The following is a 20,730-nucleotide window of genomic DNA, read 5'->3' as shown; positions in this document are numbered from 1 at the left end:
TCTAGAACGCCCGCCAATCCAGGAGCATCCCATGACCATCGACGCCTCGACCTTGCAGCTCGGCCAGAGCAGCGCCTTGCCCGCCTCGCCGGAGGAGGCGCGGCTCGACCGCGTGCCCAACGTGCATGCCGGCACGAACTACCTTGCCCGCTTCACCTGCCCGGAATTCACCTCGATCTGCCCGGTCACCGGCCAGCCCGATTTCGGCATCCTCGTGATCGACTATCTGCCCGGGCAGTGGCTGGTCGAGTCGAAGTCGCTGAAGCTCTATCTCGGCTCGTTCCGCAACCACGGCGCCTTCCATGAGGATTGCACCGTCTCGATCGGCAAGACGCTGGTCGATCTCCTGGAGCCGGAATGGTTCCGCATCGGCGGCTACTGGTATCCGCGCGGCGGCATCCCGATCGACGTGTTCTGGCAGACGGGCGAGCCGCCCAAGGGCCTCTGGCTGCCCGACCAGGGCGTCGCGCCCTATCGCGGGCGCTGAGCTTCCGCCGCGCCGAGCATCGGCAGGATGCGCGGCGCGGCAAAGCCGAGCAGCCCGATCCCGACGGCAAAAAGGCTGACTGCGCCGGTCGTGCCGAGCATGTGGAGCGCGGTGCCCATCAGCACGGGGCCGAGCGCGTGGCCTGCAAATAGCGAGCAGGCAAACAGCGAGACCGCCGAACCGCGCGCGCCGGGGGCGAGCTCGGTGGCCTGCGCCTGGAACGTGCCGTGCATCAGGAAGAAGCCGAAGCCGTTGACCACGAAGAACGGGATGGCGGTCCACCACGGCAGGAAGGGCAGCGCGAACAGCCCATAGCCGATCGCCATCAGGACGCCGCCGACGATCGGCATCCGGGCGGGGCCGATCCGGTCGACCAGTATACGGGTCGAGAGACCGTAGATCAGCCCGCCGATGCCGGTTCCCGCGATGACCAGCCCGGCGAGCGACGGGCCGATACCGGCACGCTCCTGCAGGATCGCGGCGACGAAGGGCGGCATACCGAAGATCAGGCTGCCCTCGGTGATCACCAACGCATAGAGCAGCTTCGAGCGCGGATTCGAGAAGACGGCCGCATAGCTCGCAATCGCGCCCCCCAGCGTCGGACGACGGCGCACCGCATCGGCGCGGGGCCGCATCGTCAGGGTCAGCATCAGGAAGGCGAGCGCGGCGATGCCGGCCGCCATCAGGAAGACGCCGCGCCAGCCGAGATACTCGGCGATCACGCCGGAACAGGCGGCGCCGGCCATCTGGCCGAAGATCATGATGACGGTGAAGCGGCCGAGCGTGATCTGGCGCTGGGCCATGGTCGCGCGATCGCCGATCGCCGCCATCGCGATCGGGATGATCCCGCCGGCGACGATGCCGCTGGCGGCGCGCAGGACAAGCAAGGTCTCGAAGCTCGGCGCGAAGGAGCAGGCGGCCGACAGCAGGACCAGGAGGGCGAGGCAGGTGCCGATCGTGCGGACCTTGCCGACCGCGTCGGCGATGGGCCCCAGAATCGGCTGCCCGAAAGCGTATGAGAAGGAGAACGCCGTCGCCATCACCGCGACCTGCGCGATCGATCGGCCGAAATGATCGGCAAGCGTCGGCACCAGCGGATCGATGAGCCGCATGGTGAAGGTCGAGGCGAAGCCGCAGGCCCCCAGGACGAGGACGAGCGTTCTAAGCGATGTCTCCGCTGAGGCTGCCGGCGAAACGGGTTCAGACATAGGCGACGGCCGCCGGGGCCGTGCGCGACTTGGCCAGGCGGTCAAAGGCCTGAAGCTCGGCGATCAGCCCCTTGAACTCCGAGAGCGGCACCATGTTGGGGCCGTCGGAAGGCGCCTTGTCGGGATCGGGATGGGTCTCGATGAAGAGGCCGGCGACGCCGACGGCGACCGCCGCGCGCGACAGCACCGGCACGAATTCGCGCTGCCCGCCGGTCGAGGCGCCCTTGCCGCCGGGCTGCTGCACCGAATGGGTGGCATCGAAGATCACGGGGGCGCCGATCTCGGCCATGGTCGGCAGGGCGCGCATGTCGGAAACCAGCGTGTTGTAGCCGAAGGAGACGCCGCGCTCGGTCAGCATCACGTTCGGGTTGCCGCTCTCGGTCACCTTGGCCGCGACATTGACCATGTCCCAGGGCGCGAGGAACTGGCCCTTCTTGACGTTGACGACGCGGCCGGTCTTCGCGGCAGCGACCAGAAGGTCGGTCTGGCGGCAGAGGAAGGCCGGGATCTGGAGGATGTCGACGATTTCAGCGACAGGCGCGCATTGGTCGGCCTCATGCACGTCGGTCACGACCGGCAGGCCGGTACGCTCGCGGATTTCGGCATAGACGGGGAGGGCTGCCTTCATTCCCATGCCGCGGGCGCCCTTGACGCTGGTGCGGTTGGCTTTGTCGAAGGAGGCCTTGAAGACGAGGCCGATCTTCAGCTCATCTGCGATCTCCTTCAGCGCCAGCGCGCATTCGAGCGCGTGATCGCGGCTTTCCATCTGGCAAGGGCCGGCGATCAGGGCAAGCGGCAGCGCATTGCCGAAGCGCACGGGGCGGGCGAGATCCTCACCGATGGTCACGATGGCGTTGGGAGTCATGGCGGCGTCCTTGTCCAGCGGGCTGCCGGGCTTATGTCTGCGAGCCCTGTCGGGTCAAGTCAGGGCAGCCCTGCGGTGAGCGGATGAGGCATGTTTGCTTTCGAACGGGCTGGCGAAGCAGCGGCGAGGTCTGTAAATTCGCAGGCGAAGCACTATCTCGGGTGGCGATGCAGGATAGGATGGATACGGCGCGGACGGGAATGATGCAGTCAGGCCAGTACGAGGCAAGGCAGGCAAGGCGTCCGGTGAACGCGATCACCGGCAACGGGCCGGTCATGGCCGATCGCCCCAAGCGCGGCCAGCCGCCGAGCGACGGCAACGGGCGCGAGGGCAGCGGTACAGCCGTTCTCACCCGGACGCGGACGCGCAAGCCCAATCTCTACCGCGTCCTGCTGCTCAACGACGACTACACTCCGATGGAGTTCGTCGTTCACGTTCTGGAGCGGTTCTTCAACAAGGACCGCTCCGAGGCCACGCAGATCATGATGCATGTGCATCAGAACGGCGTCGGCGAATGCGGCGTCTTTACCTACGAAGTCGCCGAGACCAAGGTTACGCTCGTCATGGATCTGGCGCGCAAGCACATGCATCCGCTGCAATGCGTGATGGAGAAGAAGTAGCCTTGGGTCATCGAGTTCTTTTGGAAATCAGATAGGAGCGCGCCCCTTGCCGAGTTTCTCGCGCAGTCTCGAACAGGCGCTTCACCGGGCTCTGGCCCTCGCCAACGAGCGCCGTCACGAATACGCCACCCTCGAACACCTCTTGCTCGCGCTGGTCGACGACCAGGACGCGGCGGCGGTGATGCGCGCCTGCAGCGTCGATCTCGACCTGCTCAGGCGCAACCTCGTCGATTATATCGACGCGGAATTGACCAATCTCGTCACCGACGGACGTGACGATTCCAAGCCGACCGCCGGCTTCCAGCGCGTCATCCAGCGCGCGGTGATCCATGTTCAGTCCTCGGGCCGCGAGGAGGTGACTGGCGCCAACGTGCTCGTCGCGATGTTCGCCGAGCGCGAGAGCCACGCCGCGTACTTCCTGCAGGAGCAGGACATGACCCGCTACGACGCGGTCAACTACATCAGCCACGGCATCGCCAAGCGCCCCGGCGCCAGCGAGAGCCGGCCCGTGCGTGGGTCCGAGGAGGAGGGCGAGCCGCAGCGCGAGCAGCGCTCCGAGCCGGGCCAGCCCGAGGACAAGGACAAGAAGAAAAAGGAAAGCGCGCTCGACGCCTACTGCGTCAACCTCAACCGCAAGGCGCGGGACGGGCGGATCGATCCGCTGATCGGCCGCGAGGCCGAGGTGCAGCGCACGATCCAGATCCTGTGCCGCCGCCAGAAGAACAATCCGCTGCTGGTCGGCGACCCCGGCGTCGGCAAGACCGCGATCGCCGAGGGCCTCGCGCTCAAGATCACGCGCGGCGAGGTGCCCGAGGTGCTGGAGGACGCGACCGTCTTCTCGCTCGACATGGGCACGCTGCTCGCCGGCACGCGCTATCGCGGCGATTTCGAAGAGCGCCTCAAGCAGGTGATGAAGGAGATCGAGCAGCACCCGAAGGCGATCATGTTCATCGACGAGATCCACACGGTGATCGGCGCCGGTGCGACCTCGGGCGGCGCGATGGACGCCTCGAACCTGCTCAAGCCGGCGCTGGCCTCAGGCGGGCTGCGCTGCATCGGCTCGACCACCTACAAGGAATACCGCCAGTATTTCGAGAAGGACCGGGCGCTGGTGCGCCGCTTCCAGAAGATCGACGTCAACGAGCCGTCGGTCCCGGACACGATCGAGATCCTCAAGGGGCTGAAGCCCTATTTCGAGGAGTTCCACAAGCTGCGCTACACCAACGATGCCATCAAGGCGGCGGTGGAGCTCTCGGCCCGCTACATCCATGACCGCAAGCTGCCGGACAAGGCGATCGACGTGATCGACGAGACCGGCGCCTCGCAGATGCTGGTGACCGAGGCGAAACGCAAGAAGACGATCGGCGTCAAGGAGATCGAGGCGGCGATCGCGACCATGGCGCGCATCCCGGCCAAGACCGTCTCCAAGGACGATGCCGAGGTGCTGCGCAATCTCGAGACCACGCTGAAGCGCACTGTCTACGGGCAGGAGAAGGCGATCGAGGCCCTGTCCTCCTCGATCAAGCTTGCCCGCGCCGGCCTGCGCGACGGCGAGAAGCCGATCGGCTGCTATCTCTTCGCCGGCCCGACCGGCGTCGGCAAGACCGAGGTCGCGCGCCAGCTCGCCTCCTCGCTCGGCGTCGAGCTGATCCGCTTCGACATGTCCGAGTATATGGAGCGCCACACCGTCTCGCGGCTGATCGGCGCGCCTCCCGGCTATGTCGGCTTCGACCAGGGCGGGCTCCTGACCGACCAGATCGACCAGCATCCGCACAGCGTGCTGCTGCTCGACGAGATCGAGAAGGCCCATCCCGACCTGTTCAACATCCTCCTGCAGGTGATGGACCACGGCAAGCTGACCGACAATAACGGCAAGCAGGTCGATTTCAGGAACGTCATCCTGATCATGACGACCAATGCCGGCGCCGCCGACATGGCTCGCAACGCCTATGGCTTCACCCGGACCAAGCGCGAGGGCGACGATACCGAGGCGATCAACAAGCTGTTCGCGCCGGAATTCCGCAACCGGCTCGATTCGGTCATCTCCTTCGGCCATCTGCCGAAGACGGTGGTCGCCCGCGTCGTCGACAAGTTCGTGCTCCAGCTCGAGGCCCAGCTTGCCGACCGCAACGTCACGATCGAGCTCTCGGACGAGGCGCGCGAGTGGCTGGTCGAGAACGGCTATGACGAGGCGATGGGTGCCCGCCCGATGGCACGCCTGATCCAGCAGACCATCAAGACGCCGTTGGCCGACGAGGTGCTGTTCGGGCGCCTGAAGAACGGCGGCGCGGTCAAGGTCGTCGTCGTCCAGTCCGAGACCGGCATCAAGGTGCTCGGCCTCGAATTCCCGGACGGGCCGGCCAAGCCCAAGCCGGAGAAGGATGTCGAGGCTGCCACGGCCAAGCGCGTGCCGAAGCCGCGCGCGAAAGCTGCGTCTGCCGGCAAAACGACCAAGACTCCGCCGCGGCGAGGCCCTAAAGGTGGCGGACCCCCCGATGGAACGGGCGGTGGTGCTCCGAAGGCCTCGGCCAAGGGCGTCCGCACCGTGCCGAAGGTTCCGCTGACGAAGGCCTGAGAACGTGTTGTTCAAGCGCAAGACCGCGAGCCTCGCCGCCGAAAGCGGCGAGGTGCTTCAGGAGACACCGGCGACTCCTGCCGCGCCCGCACGGCCGAAGAAGGAAAAGCTCGGCTGGTTCGAGAAGCGGGACCGCCGCCGGCGTCGCCGCAAGATCTTCGAGGAGGTGCTGGGCTGGATCCTTGTGCCGGCTTTCGGCTACCTCATCTATCTCGGCGTGAAGGCCGTCGGCGGCATCCCGAAGGAGCTGATCGACTTTGCCAATGAGCTCATCGCGATCGCGATGAAGGGCGGCAAGGGCTGACGGGCGGGGCGCCCTCCCTGCAGCAATCGCAGGGCTGGCCGGCTTACCGGCTCCTATGCAAGCGTCGCGTGCATGGACGATAGAGGAAACGGCTCGTTCTTCCGGGCCGCAACCTGAGTCGAGCCATCCCGCAGCGATGATCTCATGAGCGTATCCGCCGATTGGAGCTGGCAGCGCGTGGCGTTGGCCGGCATGCGCGATGCGCTGACGCTGCCGGCCTGGATCGTCGGCTTCGGATTGATCGGCATCGGCTCGCTCGCTCGCGATGTCGGCTATCCCGTCGATGTCGCCGTGCTCTCGACCATCCTGGTCTGGGCCGGCCCGTCGCAGGTGCTGTTCTTCGCTTCGATCGCGGCGGGGGCGGCCTGGAGCGCCATCCTGATCGCGATCGCCTTCGCCTCCTTGCGCTTCCTGCCGATGACGATGGCGATCCTGCCGCTGCTGCGCCGGCCCGGCCAGAGCATCTGGCAGCAGCTCTTCCTGGCACATTACGTCGCGGTCACGGCCTGGAGCGAGGGCCTGCGGCGCCTGCCCGCCATCGCCCCGCATCAGCGCGTCGCCTATTTCCTCGGTTTCGCCAATACCTGCATGGCGGTGAGCTCGATCGGCACTTTCGCGGGCTACTACCTGCTCGGCGCGCTGCCCATCCCCTTCGCGGCAGGATTGCTCTGCCTGACGCCGATGTTCTTCCTGGTCTCGCTGATGGGCGGATTGCGCCATCGCGGCGACGCGGCGGCGCTGCTGCTTGGCCTTGCGCTGGCGCCGATCTGCGAGCGCTTCATCGGCGGCGGCTTCGACCTGATCGTTGCGGGGCTCGTCGCCGGGAGCGTTGCCTTCCTGATCGGACGGAAGCGGAGGCCGGCATGACCCAGCCGATCGCCATGCTCGACGGGCCGCTCTGGCCCTATCTCGCGCTGATGCTCTTCGCCGTGCTGCCGACGGAAATCTGGCGCTGGCTCGCGGTCGGCTTCGCGCGCCGGCTTTCCACCGACTCGCCGCTGCTCGAATGGGTGAGGGCGGTTGCGACCGCGCTGCTCGCAGGGATCGTCGCCAAGCTGATCGTCTCGCCGCCGGGCGTGCTCGCGACGGCTCCGGCCCTGGTGCGCGTCGCGGCGCTGGCGGCGGCTGCCGGCATCATGTTCGTCGACAAGCGCCGGATGATGCTCGCGGTCTTGGCCGGCGAGACCGTCCTGATCGCAGGTGTCTGGCTGTTCGCGGGCTAGGCACAACGCTGTCATTCCGGGGCGCGCCGGAGGCGCGAACCCGGAATCCACGACGGGCCGAGCGCTCTGCAACTCCGCGTGAGAAGTCTCACCCGGTCGCGGGTTCCGGGGCTCTTCGCTACGCGAAGCCCCGGAATGACGGTCGTGGTCCGTACTGTCTAAGCTTCCAGCAACCGCCGGACATGGCCGAGCTTGTCGGGGTTGCGGATGATGTAGATCGCGGCCACCGCCCCGTCGCGGATGTCGAGCGCCATCGCCTGTACGGTCTCGCCGCGCTCCAGGCTGACATAGCCGGGCAGGCCGTTGATCGTCACGAACTCATAGCGCGTGGTCGAGCGGCCCTCCCGTTCGACATGGCGGCTGATGCCTTCGAAGAAGCGGCCGATCTTGTCGCTGCCGAGGATCGGGTTGAGCACCGAATTGACCTTGCCACCGCCATCGGCGCGCAGGATCGCGTCATGCGCGAGCATGCTCTTCAGGATCGTGGCGTCCGTGCTGTGGGCGGCTTCGAAGAAGGCTTTCGCGTAGCGCTGGGCGTCGTCCGGCGAGAGCGGATGACGCGGGCTGTCCTCGTCGCGGGCATGGCGGCGCGCCCGCGAAACGAGCTGCCGGCAGGCGGCTTCGCTGCGCCCGAGCGTTTCGGCGATTTCGGAAAAGGGCAGGTCGAAGACGTCGTGCAGCAGGAAGGCGGCGCGCTCCAATGGCGAAAGCCGCTCCAGCGCGAGCTGGAGCGCATAAGGCACGTCGATCGCCTCATCCGGGCTCGCAGCGGCGCCGATCGTTTCGATCAGCGGCTCTGGCAGCCAGGCGCCGATATAGGTCTCGCGCTTGCGCCGCGCCGATTTCATCAGGTCGAGGCAGAGCCGCGTCACCACGCGCCCAAGCCAGGCGCGCGGGTTGGCGATCGCCTCGGGCGCGGTTCCGTGCCAGCGCAGCCAAGCGTCCTGCACCACATCCTCGGCATCGCTGAGCGAGCCGAGCATGCGGTAGGCGAGGCGGGTCAGGTAGGACCGGTTTGCCTCGAAGGGGTTGGCGGCCGCGCCCGTCATGCGCGCCGGGGCGGTGTCATCAGGCAGCAGCTTCTGTCTGGCGCAGCCGGTCGGCCGGGTGGCGCGTGCGGAACCCGCAATTGATGCGGTTCCAGGTGTTGATCGCACCGATGGCGAAGGACAGATCGACGCTGTCCTTCTCGTTAAAGTGCTCCCGGAGCTCCGCGTAAGCTGCGTCGCTCGGGCTCCGCTCGGCCACGCGCGTCAGCTCTTCCGTCCAGCGCAGGGCGGCGCGCTCGCGCGGCGTATAGAGCTCGGACTCCTCCCAGGCATTGAGCAGGTTGATGCGCGCCTCGCTCTCGCCGGCCTTGCGCGCATCGAGCACATGCATGTGCAGGCAATAGGCGCAGCGGTTGATCTGCGAGGCGCGGATCTTCACCAGCTCCATCAGGCTGTGCTCCAGCGCCGACTTGTTGACGTAGTCCTGCAGGACCAGCATGGCCTTGTAGGCTTCGGGCGCGACCTGGAAGGCGTTGAGGCGTTGGCTCATGATTGTCTCCATCGGTTGATGACGACAAGACGAGGCGGCGCGCCGCGCTGTGACATGGCCCCTCAGATTTTTTTCAGAGCCTCGCGGATTTTCTCGGCATTGCTGGCGAGAACCTCGTTCTTCTCCATCGCGCCGGTATGGGGGCGCAGCGCCACGCCCTCGAAACGCGGCATGACATGAACATGGAGATGGAACACGACCTGGCCGCCGGCGGCCTCGTTGAACTGCTGGATGGTCACGCCCTCGGCCGAGAAGGCGGCCTTCACCGCCCGCGCCAGCTTCTGCGTGGTCAGCGCGACCGCATTCAGTGCATCGGCGGGGGCATCGAAGATGTTGCGGCAGGGTGCCTTCGGGATCACCAGCACATGGCCGTCGGCGCGCGGCATGATGTCCATGATCGCCAGCGTCTCGGCGTCTTCGTAGACCGTGTGGGAGGGCAGTTCGCCACGCAGGATCTTGGCGAAGACGTTGGATTGATCATAGGCGGTCATGGCGGGTCCGGCAGATCGGAAAAGGAGGGCGCAAGCTGAGGCGCCCCGGCCGGGGCGTCAAGGCCACGGCCACGCCTCAGGCGCCGAGTGGCAGGACCGTCTCGACATGGGCGTCAAGCACGAGATCGTCGCTCGCGCCCATCACCTGAAGCTCCGTCACGGTGAGGCTGAGCAGGGACTTGCCCCACCAGCGCGCGACGATGTCGGCGAGCGCGGCGGTCTCGGCGGCATCGAGATCCTCGGTGAGATTGTAGAGCCCGACGAGCCAGAGATCGCCCGGCGCCCGGCCGAAGGCGGCCTGCACGTCCTGCAACGCGTTGCGGCCGGCGCGCTTCTCCGGATAGACCGGCAGATAGAGCCGGCCGCGATTGACGTTCCCGGAGAAAAGCCCGCGCAGTTCGATCGTGAAGGGTTCGATCTTGCGCAGGGCTTCGCGGGTTTCCGTTGTGATGGCCGGCGGCTCTTCGAGGCTGAGCGAACCGCATACCGTCGCGTGCAGGCGGTCCTGACGCTTCGGCAGGATGTCCCAGGCGATCTTGCCGGCGAAGGGCGCGGCCTTTAGTTCGTTTTCTAGCGCGACGAAGGCTGGGGATGCGCGCAGAGCGCCGTCCTCGACCGGCAGGACCAGCGAATAGACGACCGGGTGGCGGCCCATCTCGTAGAACTTGCCCTCGCGCCGGGCGATGACTCCGGGGTGCTTCGGCGAGACCAAAGGCAGATGCGCCAGCCGGTAGCTCTCGTCGAGCGTCAGCGGCGTCGTGAAATCGGTGAGGCTGCGGCGATAGCCGAGTTCGTCGTCCTCGCAGAACACGGGCGCCGTTGAGACTGGATTTGCGAGCGCAGCGTCAGTCATCGGCGGTCTCCGTCTTGCGGAAAGGGCTTTCGACAGCGAGCGCCTCTCGGGCCGCCGCGATCTGCTCGCGCTCCTGCGCGAGATAGGCGGCGACGGGCCGGCGCAGGCCGGGATCGGCGATATGGTGGAGCGAGCGGGTGAGGACCGGCCGGTAACCGCGCGCCAGCTTGTGCTCGCCCTGCGCGCCGGCCTCGACGCGGGCAAGGCCATGGGCGATCGCGTAATCGATGGCCTGATGGTAGCAGACCTCGAAATGCAGGAAGGGGTGATCCTCGATACAGCCCCAGTTGCGGCCATAGAGCGTGTTGGCGCCGCGGAAGTTGATCGCGCCGGCGATATAGCGCCCGGCGCGCCTGGCCATCACCAGCACGATGCGCTCGCCCATCGCCGCGCCGACCGCCGAGAAGAAGGCGCGGTTCAGATAGGGGCGGCCCCATTTGCGCGCGCCGGTATCCTCGTAGAACGAGAAGAAATCGTCCCAAACCGCTTCGGTGAGGTCGTTGCCGGAGAGGACCTCGATCGTGATCTCGTTGGCGAGCGCCTCGCGCCGCTCGCGCTTCAGCGCCTTGCGCTTGCGCGAGGCCAGCGTCGCCAGGAAATCGTCGTAAGTGCCGAAGCCTTCGTTCTGCCAATGGAACTGCAGGTCGTTGCGTTCGAGATAGCCGGCCTGTTTAAGCGCAGCGATGTCCGGTTCCTGCGCGAAGGTGACATGCACCGAGGAGGATTGCGTCTGGCCGCGCAAAGCCTCCAGCCCGCCGATCAGGGCGGCGCGGGCTTCATCGGCGCGAGGCGTGTCGGCGATCAGCAGGCGCGGGCCGGTTGCCGGGGTGAAGGGGGCGGCGACCTGGAGCTTCGGATAGTAGCGCCCGCCGGCGCGCTCATAGGCATCGGCCCAGCTATGGTCGAAGACGTATTCGCCCTGGCTGTGGCTCTTCAGGAAGCTGGGGGACGCCGCCAAGAGCTCACCGGCATCGTCCTCGACGAGGAGATAGGCCGGCGACCAGCCGGTGCGGCCGCCGACGCAGCGGCTGTCTTCCAGCGCCGTCAAGAATTCATGGCTGACGAAGGGATTGTCCCGGTCGAGCGCCGGATCGCCCGACGGCACGGCGGGCGCCGAGAGAGCGCCCGCCAGCGCGTGAGGATTGGCGCAGGCGTTCCATGCGCCTGCGGGGACGGCCTTGAGGGAGGTCGCGACACGAACGGTGAGATCGCTGCCCTCCGCTTCGCTCAAGGGCGAAAACCCTCGAAGACCATCTGGTCAGCCATGGCGGCGGCCCGCTGCCGCTCTTCCGGCGTGCGGACGGTCCAGCTCATCAGCGGCAGGCCGAGCGCGTTGCGGCAGAGATAGGGCGCGGCGCTGTCGAGATCGGTGACCTTCCAGGAGATGAAGTCCGGCCGGCTCTCGGTGAAGTGCAGGAGATTGGCGAGCGCATGCTTCCGGTCGGCCGAGAGCTTGTCGTAGTCGCCGTAATCATAGGCGTTCATGGCGACGATGCCGCGCGGAATCTCAGGCGCCAGCTCGCGGAGCGCAGACACGATCGCGGGATCGAAGGACTTGATCACGATCGGGTGACCCCTGTAGCCCGCGACGACCTCCACGGTCCGCTTGGTCAGGGCGAGATCACCGTCGAAGCGGCTCTTGATCTCGATCACGAGCGGGACGCGCCCGCCGATCAGGTCGAGAAAGGCCGAAAGCGTCAGGATGCGGTCGCTGGAGCCTTTCAGCGTGATCGAATTGAGTTCGGCCGCCTTGCGCGCGACGACTTCGCCGGCCTCGCCCGTCAGGCGGTCGAGCACGAAATCGTGGAACACGACCGCCTCGCCATCGGCGGTGAGCTGGACGTCGCATTCGATGCCGAAGCCGCCGGCGATCGCGGCCGTGGCGGCAGACGGGCTGTTCTCGATCACGCCGGCCGCGAGATCATGCAGGCCGCGATGGGCGATCGGCTTCGCCACCAGCCAGCCCAGATCGGTCCGGCCGGCGTTCTTAAGCGTCCCTGCGGACATCAGGCGATCTCGAACATCGCTTCGACCTCGACGGCCGCATCGGCCGGCAGTTCGGCGACGCCCACGGTCGAGCGGGCATGGCGGCCCTTGTCGCCGAGCACCTCGACCATCAGGTCGGACGCGCCGTTCATGATCGCCGGCAGCGCGGCGAAATGCGGGGCGGCATTGATGAAGCCGCCGAGGCGGACGCAGCGGACGATGCGGCCGAGATCGCCGCCGAGCGCGGCCTTGGCCTGCGCGAGAACGTTGATGGCGCAGAGACGCGCGGCTTCGAGGCCGGCCTCGTTGAAGATCTCGGCGCCGAGCTTGCCCTTGTGCTTGTCCGAGAGCTTGCCGTCGAGCCCGAAGCAGATCTGGCCCGAGATGATCAGCAGGTTGCCGGTGATCACATAGGGCACGTAATTGGCGATGGGCGCGGCCGGGGAAGGCAAGGTGATGCCGAGTTCGGCGAGGCGGGTATCGGCGGCGTTCATGATCTTGGCTCCGCGAGCGAGGCAGGGTGCCTTCGGGCAGGTCTTTCATGGCCGATGCGGACGGCCCTCGCAAGCATCGGGGCATGCCGGGCGGGCAGGGCCGATGCGACGGCCGAGAGCGGTGCCGCCGCCATGTTTGCGCCATTGCCGCAATGCACCTAGATTTCGCACAGGCCATGATGGACAAGCGGCGCATGAACGGAACAGTCTCGAAGCTCGCAGCACAGGCGAGCGGGGTTTTCGCAGGGGCGCTGGTTCTGGCCGCGATGCCGGGTTGGGCTCAAGGCGCGTCGGAGCGGGTGTTGCTGGCGCCGCATCGTGCGGTCTACGACCTCGTGCTCGACAGCACGAAGCCATCAGGCAATATCGAGACCGCGAAGGGCCGCATCGCCTTCGAGTTCACCGGGGATGCCTGCGAGGGCTATGCGCTGTCCTTCCGGCAGGTGACGCAGCTCGGCACCGAGGCCGGCCCGCGCCTGATCGACGCCCGCACCACTAGTTTCGAGGCTGGCGACGGCGCGAATTACCGCTTCAAGACCGAAAGCTCCACCAGCGGCGCCAAGCCCGACACTGTCGACGGCACGGCCCAGAAGAGCGATGGCGGCTACGAGGTGAAGCTGCGCCAGCCCAAGGTCGAGACGCATCGCGAAAGCAATGACGCGCTGTTCCCGAATGCACAGATGAAGGCAGTGATCCAGGCGGCGCGGGCTGGGCAGAAGACGCTGAGCGTCCGGCTCTATGACGGCGCGAATTCGGGCAAGGAGGTCTATGACACGCTCTCGATCATCGGGAAGCGGATCGAGGCCGCGCCCTCCGAAAAGCCGCTGCAGCGTCCGGAATTCGAGAAGATGGCGCGCTGGCCGGTGACGATCTCGTATTTCAAGGCGGGCTCCGGCGAATCGACACCGGCCTACAGCATCGCTTTCGAGCTCTACGAGAACGGTATCACCGGCGCGATCCGGCTCGATTACGGCAGCTTCGCGCTGCGCGGCACGCTCACGCGTCTGGATCTTCTTCCTCAGGAATCTTGCGCGAAGTAGCGGGCTCGGACGAGCGGCGCTGCGGTAAACGCAGGCTCAGGCCCTTGCCGATCGCCTCGTCGCCGAAGCGGGCGCGCAGCTTGTCGAGCGCGCCTTCCATCGCCTTGAGACGCGGCGTCGCTGTGTCGGCGAGATCGCCATGGTCGGCGGCCTCCGGCGGGCTGAAGTCGCTCGCGCCGATGCCGATCAGGCGGTAATGCGCGCCGTTGCATTCGCGTTTCAGCAGGTCGCGCCCCGCAGTGAAGAGGCGTGCGGCGAGCTGCGTCGGCTCGGGCAGGCGGGCGGCGCGGGTGATGATCTGGAAATCGGCCGTCTTCAGCTTCAGCGTGATGGTGCGCCCCGCAAGCTCCTGTGCCTTCAGCCGTTTCGAGGTCTTCTCGCAGAGCCGCCACAGGATCGGCTCCAGCTCCTCGAAACGGGCGAGGTCGACGTCGAGCGTGGTCTCGCTCGAGACGCTCTTGGTCTCGCGCTCCGGCGTGACCTGACGGGCGTCGATGCCGTTGGCGAGGTTCTTCAGGCGCGGGCCATCCTTGCCGGCGAGCTTGAAGAGCTTGTCGACCGGGGCTTCGCGCAGGTCACCGATCAGCTTGAAGCCGCCTTCGGCCAGTCTCGCGACGCCGGCCGGGCCCATGCCGGGAATGAGGCTGATCGGCTTGGTCGCGAGGAAGGCGACCGCTTCGCCCCGGCCGATGATCGAGAAGCCGCGCGGCTTGTCGAGATCGGAGGCGACCTTGGCGAGGAACTTGGCATAGGACAGGCCGACCGAGATGGTGATGCCGAGCTCGGCTTCGACATGCCGCGCGAAGCGCGCCAGCGTCACGGCAGGGCTGGCATGGTGCAGGCGTTCCGTGCCGGAGAGATCGAGAAAGGCCTCGTCGATCGAGAGCGGCTCGACCAGCGGCGTGAGTTCGCGCATCAGCTGGCGCACCTGGCGGCCGACCGTGACGTATTTCGCCATGTTCGGCTTGACGACGACGGCCTCGGGGCAGGCCTTCAGCGCCTTGAACATCGGCATGGCCGAGCGCACGCCATAGGTGCGGGCGATGTAGCAGCAGGTCGAGACCACGCCGCGCTTGCCGCCGCCGACGATGACCGGCTTGTCCTGCAGGCTCGGGTCGTCGCGCTTCTCGATCGTGGCGTAGAAGGCGTCGCAATCGATATGGGCGAGGCTGAGCGTGTCACGCTCGGCATGGCTGAGCAGCCGCGGCGAGCCGCAGGCCGGGCAGCGCCTGGATGATCCGACGGTATCGTGATCCGCGAGACAGTCGCGGCAGAGCCAGCGCGGCGAGGGCGCGCCCGCGCTCACGAGAAGTCGTCCGGCTCCGGCCCGGCGAGGACGCGCCTGGCATCGGCGACGATTTCGGGATTCAGCCTTAAATTTCCGGCAAACTCCAGCAGGAGCGAATCGCTTGAGCCGATATGGTCGAGCACGGCGGCGAGGAAGCCGGGCTCGCCGGCTGCCTGGCGCAGATTGGCCGGGTTGAGGCCGGTCACGCTCAGAAAGGGCTCGATCCGCTCGGGTTCGGAGGCCAGGAAGGCAAGAGCCTGGAGCGCGAGCGCCTCGGCCTCGTCGGTGGTCGGTCGTCGTATCATGGGGGCTTTAGTCGCGTATCCGGTTTGCGTTTCGTCAACTGCTCGCGTGTTACGCAATCATCTGATGACGCCGCCAATTTGGAAAGCCCGCCTTCGGCGTGAGCCTTCCCGGCGCGAATGAAGGGCGGCCCGATGAAGACGGTTCTGATCGTCGAGGACAACGAGCTCAACATGAAGCTCTTCAACGATCTGCTCGAAGCCCATGGCTATGCGACGCTGAAGACGTCGGATGGTATCGAGGCGATCGAGCTGGCGCGGACGCATCATCCGGCGCTGATCCTGATGGATATCCAGCTTCCGGAGGTCTCCGGGCTCGAGGTCACCAAATGGATCAAGGAGGATGACGATCTGAAGTCGATTCCGGTCGTCGCGGTCACGGCTTTCGCGATGAAGGGCGACGAGGAGCGGATCCGAGAGGGCGGCTGCGAGGCCTATCTCTCCAAGCCCATCTCGGTTGCCAAGTTCCTGGAGACCGTTCGCACCTATGCCGGCGCGGCCTGAGCCGGCGAAAGCAGAGCCATGACCGCCCGCGTCCTCGTCGTCGACGACATTCCCGCGAATGTGAAGCTGCTCGAAGCCAAGCTCTCGGCCGAGTATTTCGGTGTGGTCACGGCGACGAACGGGCGCGATGCGATCGCGCTCTGCGAGCGCGGCGAGGTCGATATCGTCCTGCTCGACGTGATGATGCCGGGCATGAACGGCTTCGAGGTCTGCCGCCGCCTGAAGGGCGCGCCTTCGACCGCGCATATCCCGGTCGTCATCGTCACCACGCTCGACCAGCCGCGCGACCGCCTGCAGGGGCTGGATGCCGGCGCCGACGATTTCCTGACCAAGCCGCTCGACGACACCGCGCTCTTCGCCCGCGTGCGCAGCCTCGCCCGGCTGAAGGCGATGACCGACGAGTTGCGCAGCCGCGCCGTCGCCTCGGTCCGGCTCGGTATCGCCGACCCGCTCGCGACGGCCGCCGCCGAGACCGGCCTCAACGGCCGCATCCTCGTTGTCGAGGATCGTGCGAACGTCGCTGACAGGCTCCAAAGCGCGCTATCGGCCTTCCATGTCGTGGAGATCGAGGGCGACGCGCAGCAGGCGGTCGTGCGTGCTGCGGAAGGCGATTTCGACGCTGTCGTCGTCAGTCTCGACCTGCAAGGGCAGGACGGCCTGCGCCTGTGCAGCCAGTTGCGCTCGCTGGAGCGCACCCGCAGCATCTCGGTGCTGCTGATGGGCGAGACCGAGGATCGCGATCGCATCCTGCGCGGTCTGGAGATCGGGGCGCATGACTTCCTGCTGCGCCCGATCGACCGCAATGAATTGCTGGCGCGCGTGCGCACCCAGGTGCGGCGCAAGCGCTTCACCGAGCGGTTGCGCGACAGCGTGCAGTCCTCGATGGAAATGGCGGTGATGGACCAGCTCACCGGGCTGCATAATCGCCGCTACATGGACAACCGGCTCGCGGTGATGTTCGACGAGTCGGCGCTCCGGGCACGCTCGCTCTCGCTGCTCGTGCTCGACATCGATCATTTCAAGTCGGTCAACGACAGCTGGGGCCATGATGCCGGCGACGAGGTCCTGCGTGAGTTCGCCGACCGGGTCCGGGCCTGCACACGCGGCATCGATCTCGTTGCGCGCATGGGCGGCGAGGAGGTCGTGGTCGTGCTGCCCGATACCGGGCGCGATGCCGCCTATCGCGTCGCCGAGCGCATCCGCGAGCGGGTCGAGGGCACGCCCTTCGCCGTCCAGAACAATACGCGCGAGATCAAGGTGACGGTTTCAGTCGGCGTTTCCAACCGGCGAGCCGGGGATGCATCCTCCGCCGACATGATGAAGCGCGCGGACGATGCGCTCTATCGGGCCAAGGCCAGCGGCCGCAATCGCGTGATCGTCGCCAGCGCGGCGTAACGGTCGCGCGGCGCCCGCGCTAGCTGCAACCCTGCTTCCAAAGGCCGCCACCGGTCAGCCGCGCGTCCGTGGCGGGGTCTTTCACGCCATCTTCAAGCTTGTTCTCAGGCGGTGGACGGAAGCCGCTGATATCGGGTCGTGAAACGCTGCGAAGCAGGGCCTGCTGCCGCGGGCTTTAAGCTTAGCCGGTAGGGTTAACGATCGATGAACGGTTCCGATCGATCGGATTTGATTGATTCGGATGCGTCGCATTGTAGAGATCATGCAACGCAGCGATCGCAGAGATCGCTCCCAAATGCCCCTCGGGTGCTCAGGTCCGCCGCATCTCCTGGGAAACCGAAGGGCTCGGTCGGTCGGCGACGGATTTCTGGCCTCCTCAGAGCCGCTGCTGGCCGACCACCTTCCGCTGCAAGATTTCAGGCTCCTCGATACGGGCGCGAATACTTGACGCATCTATCCCGGCCGCCTGGTGCCGGCTTCCCTTCGCGAGACTTCAATTGCGGGCCGCATCGCTCTTCGGAGGTTGTGGCCGTGCGGCGTCGCCGGGTGGAACCGACCAGGTCGCGGTCCAGGTCTCGCTCAAGGTGCGATTGCGCGCCCTCAGGAACATGCGCAGCTCGGCCGACTGACCGTCCGGCAGCGTTGCGTCGACGATGGCACGCACGCCTTTCAGCGGCGCGTTGAACGCCAGGATCTTCGTCGTGATCGCGCCGGCCGTCGTCGTCGCGACCAGCTCCAGGCGATCGGGCTCGCTCTGATAATAGGCGAGGTCGCCACCCGCGAAATCGACGATGAAGCGCTTGGTGCCGTTTCCGTCGACGACGCCGTCCTCGATGTCGGAGCCGTTGAAGGTCTGCTGCACCTGCGCGTAGGGATGCAGGTGCGAGGTCGTCGAGATCGCCGAGATGCGGTAGCGGAACTCGGCCGTCTGCCCGCTCTGTAGCGGCTTGCCGGGTGTCCAGCACGCGACGATGTTGTCGAACGCCTCGTTGTCCGTCGGGATTTCGACGAGATCGACCCGGCCTTCGCCCCAATCGCCCTGTGGCTGGACCCAGTAGCCCGGCCGCGCATCGTAGCGTGCTTCCAGATCCTGATAGCTGCCGAAGTCGCGGTCGCGCTGCATCAGGCCGAAGCCGCGTGGGTTCTTGTCGCCGAAGCTCGATATGCGCAGCGCCTTGGGATTGCGAATGGGCCGCCAGATCCATTCTCCGCCGCCGGACTGCAGCATCAGCCCGTCCGAATCGTGGATTTCGGGGCGGAAATCGGTTCTCTGGCCGAGATCGCCCTCGCCAGCCTGGAACATCGAGGTCAGCGGCGCGATGCCGATCCGCTCGATCTCCCGGCGCGGGATGATCGTCGCGGTGACGTCCATATGGGTGTCGCGGCCCGGACGGACGACATAGCGAAAGGCCCCGGCGACCGACGGGGAATCGAGCAGGGCGTAGATGACGAGCTCTGTGGTGTCGCGTGACGGCTCCTCCACCCAGAGTGCCCGCATGAACGGGAATTCCTCCGGACCTTCGCCGCCGACATTCAGCGCCAGCGAGCGCGCCGACAGGCCGTAGCGGTGCCCCCGGCCGATCAGCCGGAAATAGCTCGCGCCGAGGAAGGAGATGACCTCGTCCTGCACCTTCGGGTCGTTCAGGTTGGTGGTGACAGCGAAACCGGCGAAGCCCAGCGCCGGCGAGAGCCCCTTGGGGACGGGCACCTTGCCGTATTCGAACAGGCCGGTCGTGAACGGGATCGGGATCGCGTTGCCGTGGTTGATGATATGAACCTGGACCGGCTTGTTGTGCAGGAAGCCGAGATGGAAGGGCAGCAGGCGGAAATCCGATCCGTTCTCGCGCCAGAAGGCCTTGTCGCGGCGAAACCGGATTTCGCGATAGCTGTCATAGGTCAGGTTCGAGAGCTCGGCCGGGATCTTGGCGCTCTCGGCATCGAAGGGCTGCCTGGCCAGGGCCGTCGCCTGCTGGACGACATCGTCATAGCCGAAGGCTTTCGCGGATGCCGCGGTCGCCTGGGACCGCGCGGAGCGGTTCGCCAGCAGGCACGCGCTGGAGAGCAGGGCGAGCATCGTGCGGCGAGACGGTACGGACAAAGCGGATTCCCCCTGGAATGACGGCGTGCCTCTCATGGCAGGCGCCTTTAGAACACCAGCGCGTTGCCGGAGTTCCCAGAGGCCGCGAACGACATCCGGCGAAGGGGTGGGTTTCAGCGGAAGCTGGGCAGGCCGTTCCGGGGAAGCCGTTCTGGAACCCGGCTCGCCGGCTTTGGTTCATCTCGCAGGAGGATGGATCAATGACCAGGCAATCCGATCGAACGACCGACGCCCCGGCCGCATACGGCACGGCCCGACGGCCCGGGCAGCCGGGAGACGAAAACGAAACCCGCGCCGGCCCCAATCCCCGCTCGGCTCATCCGACCGGGCCGCATGCTCCCTACGAGCCGAACGATCCCGAGGGGCTGGCGGCCGAGAAACACCATTCGGATCCCGTGGATATCCGGGACGAGGCGGCGGGCGAACGCAAGCCGAGCGGGACGATTAAGATCGTCGACCTTGCAAAGCCATCACGTCGTTCCTGACAGCCTCAAGCGGATGCGCCAGGCCAGGGCGGCCCGGCGCATCCGCGGGTGGGGAACCAGACCCCTTCGCCGGCCGTGAGGCCATTCACATCGTCAGATGGCGCATCTGATCGAGGCGGGCTGATCGTCAGGCTGTCGTTTTGTCATCGGGGTGCGACATCTCGCAGAACTTGCCACCGAGATAGCGCCCTGAGGGTGATAGCGGGTCGAGCGCCGGGTAGCCGGCTTCGACTTTTGTGCGGAACGGTTCCGAATTGTCTTGCGGGCGATAGCCGAGATGGCCGGCGCCGCTGTTGTCTACCGCCTTCACCGTGTTGTCGGAGGTGCCGAAGGCGATCGTATGTCCGACGAACGGTGCGGTCAGCGACGCCGTGACGAGTCGCACGCAATCGGCGAATGACAAGTACGACCACAGCATCCGGCGATCGGCTGGCTCCGGGAAGGAGGAGAAGATGCGCAGGCACGCCGTCTCGATGCCGTGCTTGTCCCAGTAGAGCCGGCTGAGGCTTTCGACGAAGGTCTTGCCGACGCCATAGAGGCAATCGGGCCGGACCGGCGCATCGACCGAAATATGCGCTCCGATCTCATGGAAGCCGATCGCGTGGACTGACGAGGCGTAGACGATGCGCTTGACCCCGTGTTTCCGCGCGCCCTCGTAGACGTGATAGGAGCCGCGGATACTGGAATCCAGGATGACCTGCCATTCGCGTTCGGTCGGCGCTCCCCCGAAATGGACGATGGCATCGCACCCTTCCGTCGCGGCGATCGTCGCCTCCATGTCGGCGAGGTCGAAGATCGCCTCTTCCTCATGGGCGGCGAGCGGGCCGAGAGGCTCGCGATCGGCGAGGCGGATCACCTTCGCGAGCGGAGCAAGCCCGGCGCGTAGTTGCGAGCCCAGGCGCCCGGCCGCGCCCGTAATCAGGATACGGTTGTAATGCGGCATGCGGTCCTCGCGTCTGGCAGCCGCGTCGCG

General features: G+C 66.7%; 23 protein-coding genes. 10 read left to right on the top strand and 13 right to left on the bottom strand.

The window, feature by feature from the left end; genetic code table 11:
• Positions 1 to 31: 31 nt before the first annotated feature.
• Positions 32 to 487, top strand: coding sequence for a preQ(1) synthase (gene queF, locus ACFJGT_RS12375; protein ID WP_377848791.1), 456 nt, complete (start codon positions 32 to 34; stop codon positions 485 to 487).
• Here queF and ACFJGT_RS12370 read toward each other — a convergent pair.
• Positions 472 to 1,695, bottom strand: a complete 1,224-nt coding sequence (locus tag ACFJGT_RS12370; protein ID WP_377848790.1) for an MFS transporter — start codon at positions 1,693 to 1,695, stop codon at positions 472 to 474. The two genes, queF and ACFJGT_RS12370, sit on opposite strands and share 16 nt — an antisense overlap.
• Complete coding sequence (gene kdsA / locus ACFJGT_RS12365; RefSeq protein WP_377848789.1) at positions 1,688 to 2,560, bottom strand: 3-deoxy-8-phosphooctulonate synthase; 873 nt, start codon at positions 2,558 to 2,560, stop codon at positions 1,688 to 1,690. The genes ACFJGT_RS12370 and kdsA overlap by 8 nt, the downstream gene beginning before the upstream one ends.
• A 275-nt stretch (positions 2,561 to 2,835) precedes the next feature.
• On the opposite strand from kdsA, the gene clpS reads away from it, so the two are divergent.
• The 5 genes from clpS to ACFJGT_RS12340 all read left to right on the top strand — a co-directional run bounded on the left by clpS (position 2,836) and on the right by ACFJGT_RS12340 (position 7,282).
• Positions 2,836 to 3,180, top strand: a complete 345-nt coding sequence (gene clpS / locus ACFJGT_RS12360; protein ID WP_377848975.1) for an ATP-dependent Clp protease adapter ClpS — start codon at positions 2,836 to 2,838, stop codon at positions 3,178 to 3,180.
• Between the two features lie 46 nt (positions 3,181 to 3,226).
• Positions 3,227 to 5,755 (top strand): ATP-dependent Clp protease ATP-binding subunit ClpA, encoded by a 2,529-nt coding sequence (clpA, locus tag ACFJGT_RS12355; RefSeq protein ID WP_377848788.1) that lies wholly within the window; start codon positions 3,227 to 3,229, stop codon positions 5,753 to 5,755.
• Positions 5,756 to 5,762: 7 nt separating this feature from the next.
• Entirely contained in the window at positions 5,763 to 6,059 is a 297-nt protein-coding gene (locus ACFJGT_RS12350) for a hypothetical protein (RefSeq protein ID WP_377848787.1), read from the top strand.
• Positions 6,060 to 6,203: 144 nt separating this feature from the next.
• Complete coding sequence (locus ACFJGT_RS12345) at positions 6,204 to 6,926, top strand: AzlC family ABC transporter permease (protein ID WP_377848786.1); 723 nt, start codon at positions 6,204 to 6,206, stop codon at positions 6,924 to 6,926.
• Positions 6,923 to 7,282, top strand: coding sequence for an AzlD domain-containing protein (locus tag ACFJGT_RS12340; protein ID WP_199085395.1), 360 nt, complete (start codon positions 6,923 to 6,925; stop codon positions 7,280 to 7,282). The genes ACFJGT_RS12345 and ACFJGT_RS12340 overlap by 4 nt, the downstream gene beginning before the upstream one ends.
• Before the next feature lie 158 nt (positions 7,283 to 7,440).
• Here the strand turns inward: ACFJGT_RS12340 and ACFJGT_RS12335 are convergent, their stop codons facing one another.
• The 7 genes from ACFJGT_RS12335 to ACFJGT_RS12305 all read right to left on the bottom strand — a co-directional run bounded on the left by ACFJGT_RS12335 (position 7,441) and on the right by ACFJGT_RS12305 (position 12,645).
• The gene (locus ACFJGT_RS12335) at positions 7,441 to 8,331 is read right to left on the bottom strand and encodes a sigma-70 family RNA polymerase sigma factor (protein ID WP_377848785.1); all 891 of its coding nucleotides are present in this window, start codon (positions 8,329 to 8,331) and stop codon (positions 7,441 to 7,443) included.
• Between the two features lie 19 nt (positions 8,332 to 8,350).
• Positions 8,351 to 8,821 (bottom strand): carboxymuconolactone decarboxylase family protein, encoded by a 471-nt coding sequence (locus ACFJGT_RS12330; RefSeq protein ID WP_377848784.1) that lies wholly within the window; start codon positions 8,819 to 8,821, stop codon positions 8,351 to 8,353.
• 62 nt (positions 8,822 to 8,883) lie between these two features.
• The gene (locus ACFJGT_RS12325) at positions 8,884 to 9,312 is read right to left on the bottom strand and encodes an HIT family protein (RefSeq protein WP_199085392.1); all 429 of its coding nucleotides are present in this window, start codon (positions 9,310 to 9,312) and stop codon (positions 8,884 to 8,886) included.
• Positions 9,313 to 9,388: 76 nt separating this feature from the next.
• A complete protein-coding gene (locus ACFJGT_RS12320) occupies positions 9,389 to 10,165 on the bottom strand; it encodes a hypothetical protein (RefSeq protein WP_377848783.1) in 777 nt (258 codons plus the stop codon).
• Entirely contained in the window at positions 10,158 to 11,396 is a 1,239-nt protein-coding gene (locus ACFJGT_RS12315) for a GNAT family N-acetyltransferase (protein WP_377848782.1), read from the bottom strand. Before ACFJGT_RS12315 ends, ACFJGT_RS12320 begins: the two co-directional genes overlap by 8 nt.
• Positions 11,393 to 12,172, bottom strand: a complete 780-nt coding sequence (locus ACFJGT_RS12310; protein WP_377848781.1) for a glycerophosphodiester phosphodiesterase family protein — start codon at positions 12,170 to 12,172, stop codon at positions 11,393 to 11,395. The genes ACFJGT_RS12315 and ACFJGT_RS12310 overlap by 4 nt, the downstream gene beginning before the upstream one ends.
• Positions 12,172 to 12,645 (bottom strand): RidA family protein, encoded by a 474-nt coding sequence (locus ACFJGT_RS12305; protein WP_377848780.1) that lies wholly within the window; start codon positions 12,643 to 12,645, stop codon positions 12,172 to 12,174. Before ACFJGT_RS12305 ends, ACFJGT_RS12310 begins: the two co-directional genes overlap by 1 nt.
• A gap of 194 nt (positions 12,646 to 12,839) precedes the next feature.
• Between ACFJGT_RS12305 and ACFJGT_RS12300 the strand changes: the two genes are divergently transcribed.
• On the top strand, positions 12,840 to 13,685 hold the full coding sequence (locus ACFJGT_RS12300; protein WP_377848779.1) for a cell envelope integrity EipB family protein: 846 nt from the start codon (positions 12,840 to 12,842) through the stop codon (positions 13,683 to 13,685).
• On the opposite strand, the gene ACFJGT_RS12295 is transcribed toward ACFJGT_RS12300, so the two are convergent.
• Positions 13,642 to 14,991 carry a DNA polymerase IV gene (locus ACFJGT_RS12295; RefSeq protein WP_377848778.1) on the bottom strand — a complete coding sequence of 450 codons (1,350 nt, stop codon included), beginning with the start codon at positions 14,989 to 14,991 and terminating at the stop codon, positions 13,642 to 13,644. The genes ACFJGT_RS12300 and ACFJGT_RS12295 overlap by 44 nt on opposite strands.
• Positions 14,988 to 15,278, bottom strand: a complete 291-nt coding sequence (locus tag ACFJGT_RS12290; protein ID WP_293799900.1) for a DUF3572 domain-containing protein — start codon at positions 15,276 to 15,278, stop codon at positions 14,988 to 14,990. The genes ACFJGT_RS12295 and ACFJGT_RS12290 overlap by 4 nt, the downstream gene beginning before the upstream one ends.
• A gap of 132 nt (positions 15,279 to 15,410) precedes the next feature.
• Between ACFJGT_RS12290 and ACFJGT_RS12285 the strand changes: the two genes are divergently transcribed.
• Positions 15,411 to 15,779, top strand: a complete 369-nt coding sequence (locus ACFJGT_RS12285) for a response regulator (RefSeq protein ID WP_061968283.1) — start codon at positions 15,411 to 15,413, stop codon at positions 15,777 to 15,779.
• An 18-nt stretch (positions 15,780 to 15,797) separates the two neighbouring features.
• The gene (locus tag ACFJGT_RS12280) at positions 15,798 to 17,174 is read left to right on the top strand and encodes a PleD family two-component system response regulator (RefSeq protein ID WP_377848777.1); all 1,377 of its coding nucleotides are present in this window, start codon (positions 15,798 to 15,800) and stop codon (positions 17,172 to 17,174) included.
• Between the two features lie 493 nt (positions 17,175 to 17,667).
• On the opposite strand, the gene ACFJGT_RS12275 is transcribed toward ACFJGT_RS12280, so the two are convergent.
• On the bottom strand, positions 17,668 to 19,272 hold the full coding sequence (locus ACFJGT_RS12275) for a glucan biosynthesis protein (protein WP_377848776.1): 1,605 nt from the start codon (positions 19,270 to 19,272) through the stop codon (positions 17,668 to 17,670).
• A 200-nt stretch (positions 19,273 to 19,472) separates the two neighbouring features.
• Between ACFJGT_RS12275 and ACFJGT_RS12270 the strand changes: the two genes are divergently transcribed.
• Entirely contained in the window at positions 19,473 to 19,757 is a 285-nt protein-coding gene (locus ACFJGT_RS12270) for a hypothetical protein (protein WP_377848775.1), read from the top strand.
• A 127-nt stretch (positions 19,758 to 19,884) separates the two neighbouring features.
• Here the strand turns inward: ACFJGT_RS12270 and ACFJGT_RS12265 are convergent, their stop codons facing one another.
• The gene (locus ACFJGT_RS12265) at positions 19,885 to 20,700 is read right to left on the bottom strand and encodes an NAD-dependent epimerase/dehydratase family protein (RefSeq protein WP_377848774.1); all 816 of its coding nucleotides are present in this window, start codon (positions 20,698 to 20,700) and stop codon (positions 19,885 to 19,887) included.
• Between the last annotated feature and the right edge of the window lie 30 nt (positions 20,701 to 20,730).

The organism is Allobosea sp. UC22_33, from assembly GCF_042700715.1.
GTDB lineage: Bacteria > Pseudomonadota > Alphaproteobacteria > Rhizobiales > Beijerinckiaceae > Allobosea.
Note: the sequence above shows the minus strand (reverse complement) of the source record. Positions and strands in the feature narration are given on the sequence as shown.

What these genes read in the sequence shown, in the direction of transcription:
- ACFJGT_RS12290 (WP_293799900.1), bottom strand. Translation starts at nt 15,278, where the DNA reads ATGATACGACGACCGACCACCGACGAGGCCGAGGCGCTCGCGCTCCAG.
- ACFJGT_RS12330 (WP_377848784.1), bottom strand. Translation starts at nt 8,821, where the DNA reads ATGAGCCAACGCCTCAACGCCTTCCAGGTCGCGCCCGAAGCCTACAAG.
- ACFJGT_RS12280 (WP_377848777.1), top strand. Translation starts at nt 15,798, where the DNA reads ATGACCGCCCGCGTCCTCGTCGTCGACGACATTCCCGCGAATGTGAAG.
- queF (WP_377848791.1), top strand. Translation starts at nt 32, where the DNA reads ATGACCATCGACGCCTCGACCTTGCAGCTCGGCCAGAGCAGCGCCTTG.
- ACFJGT_RS12305 (WP_377848780.1), bottom strand. Translation starts at nt 12,645, where the DNA reads ATGAACGCCGCCGATACCCGCCTCGCCGAACTCGGCATCACCTTGCCT.
- ACFJGT_RS12345 (WP_377848786.1), top strand. Translation starts at nt 6,204, where the DNA reads ATGAGCGTATCCGCCGATTGGAGCTGGCAGCGCGTGGCGTTGGCCGGC.
- ACFJGT_RS12320 (WP_377848783.1), bottom strand. Translation starts at nt 10,165, where the DNA reads ATGACTGACGCTGCGCTCGCAAATCCAGTCTCAACGGCGCCCGTGTTC.
- ACFJGT_RS12335 (WP_377848785.1), bottom strand. Translation starts at nt 8,331, where the DNA reads ATGACGGGCGCGGCCGCCAACCCCTTCGAGGCAAACCGGTCCTACCTG.
- ACFJGT_RS12370 (WP_377848790.1), bottom strand. Translation starts at nt 1,695, where the DNA reads ATGTCTGAACCCGTTTCGCCGGCAGCCTCAGCGGAGACATCGCTTAGA.
- ACFJGT_RS12340 (WP_199085395.1), top strand. Translation starts at nt 6,923, where the DNA reads ATGACCCAGCCGATCGCCATGCTCGACGGGCCGCTCTGGCCCTATCTC.
- ACFJGT_RS12270 (WP_377848775.1), top strand. Translation starts at nt 19,473, where the DNA reads ATGACCAGGCAATCCGATCGAACGACCGACGCCCCGGCCGCATACGGC.
- ACFJGT_RS12265 (WP_377848774.1), bottom strand. Translation starts at nt 20,700, where the DNA reads ATGCCGCATTACAACCGTATCCTGATTACGGGCGCGGCCGGGCGCCTG.
- ACFJGT_RS12285 (WP_061968283.1), top strand. Translation starts at nt 15,411, where the DNA reads ATGAAGACGGTTCTGATCGTCGAGGACAACGAGCTCAACATGAAGCTC.
- ACFJGT_RS12300 (WP_377848779.1), top strand. Translation starts at nt 12,840, where the DNA reads ATGAACGGAACAGTCTCGAAGCTCGCAGCACAGGCGAGCGGGGTTTTC.
- kdsA (WP_377848789.1), bottom strand. Translation starts at nt 2,560, where the DNA reads ATGACTCCCAACGCCATCGTGACCATCGGTGAGGATCTCGCCCGCCCC.
- ACFJGT_RS12325 (WP_199085392.1), bottom strand. Translation starts at nt 9,312, where the DNA reads ATGACCGCCTATGATCAATCCAACGTCTTCGCCAAGATCCTGCGTGGC.
- clpS (WP_377848975.1), top strand. Translation starts at nt 2,836, where the DNA reads ATGGCCGATCGCCCCAAGCGCGGCCAGCCGCCGAGCGACGGCAACGGG.
- ACFJGT_RS12310 (WP_377848781.1), bottom strand. Translation starts at nt 12,172, where the DNA reads ATGTCCGCAGGGACGCTTAAGAACGCCGGCCGGACCGATCTGGGCTGG.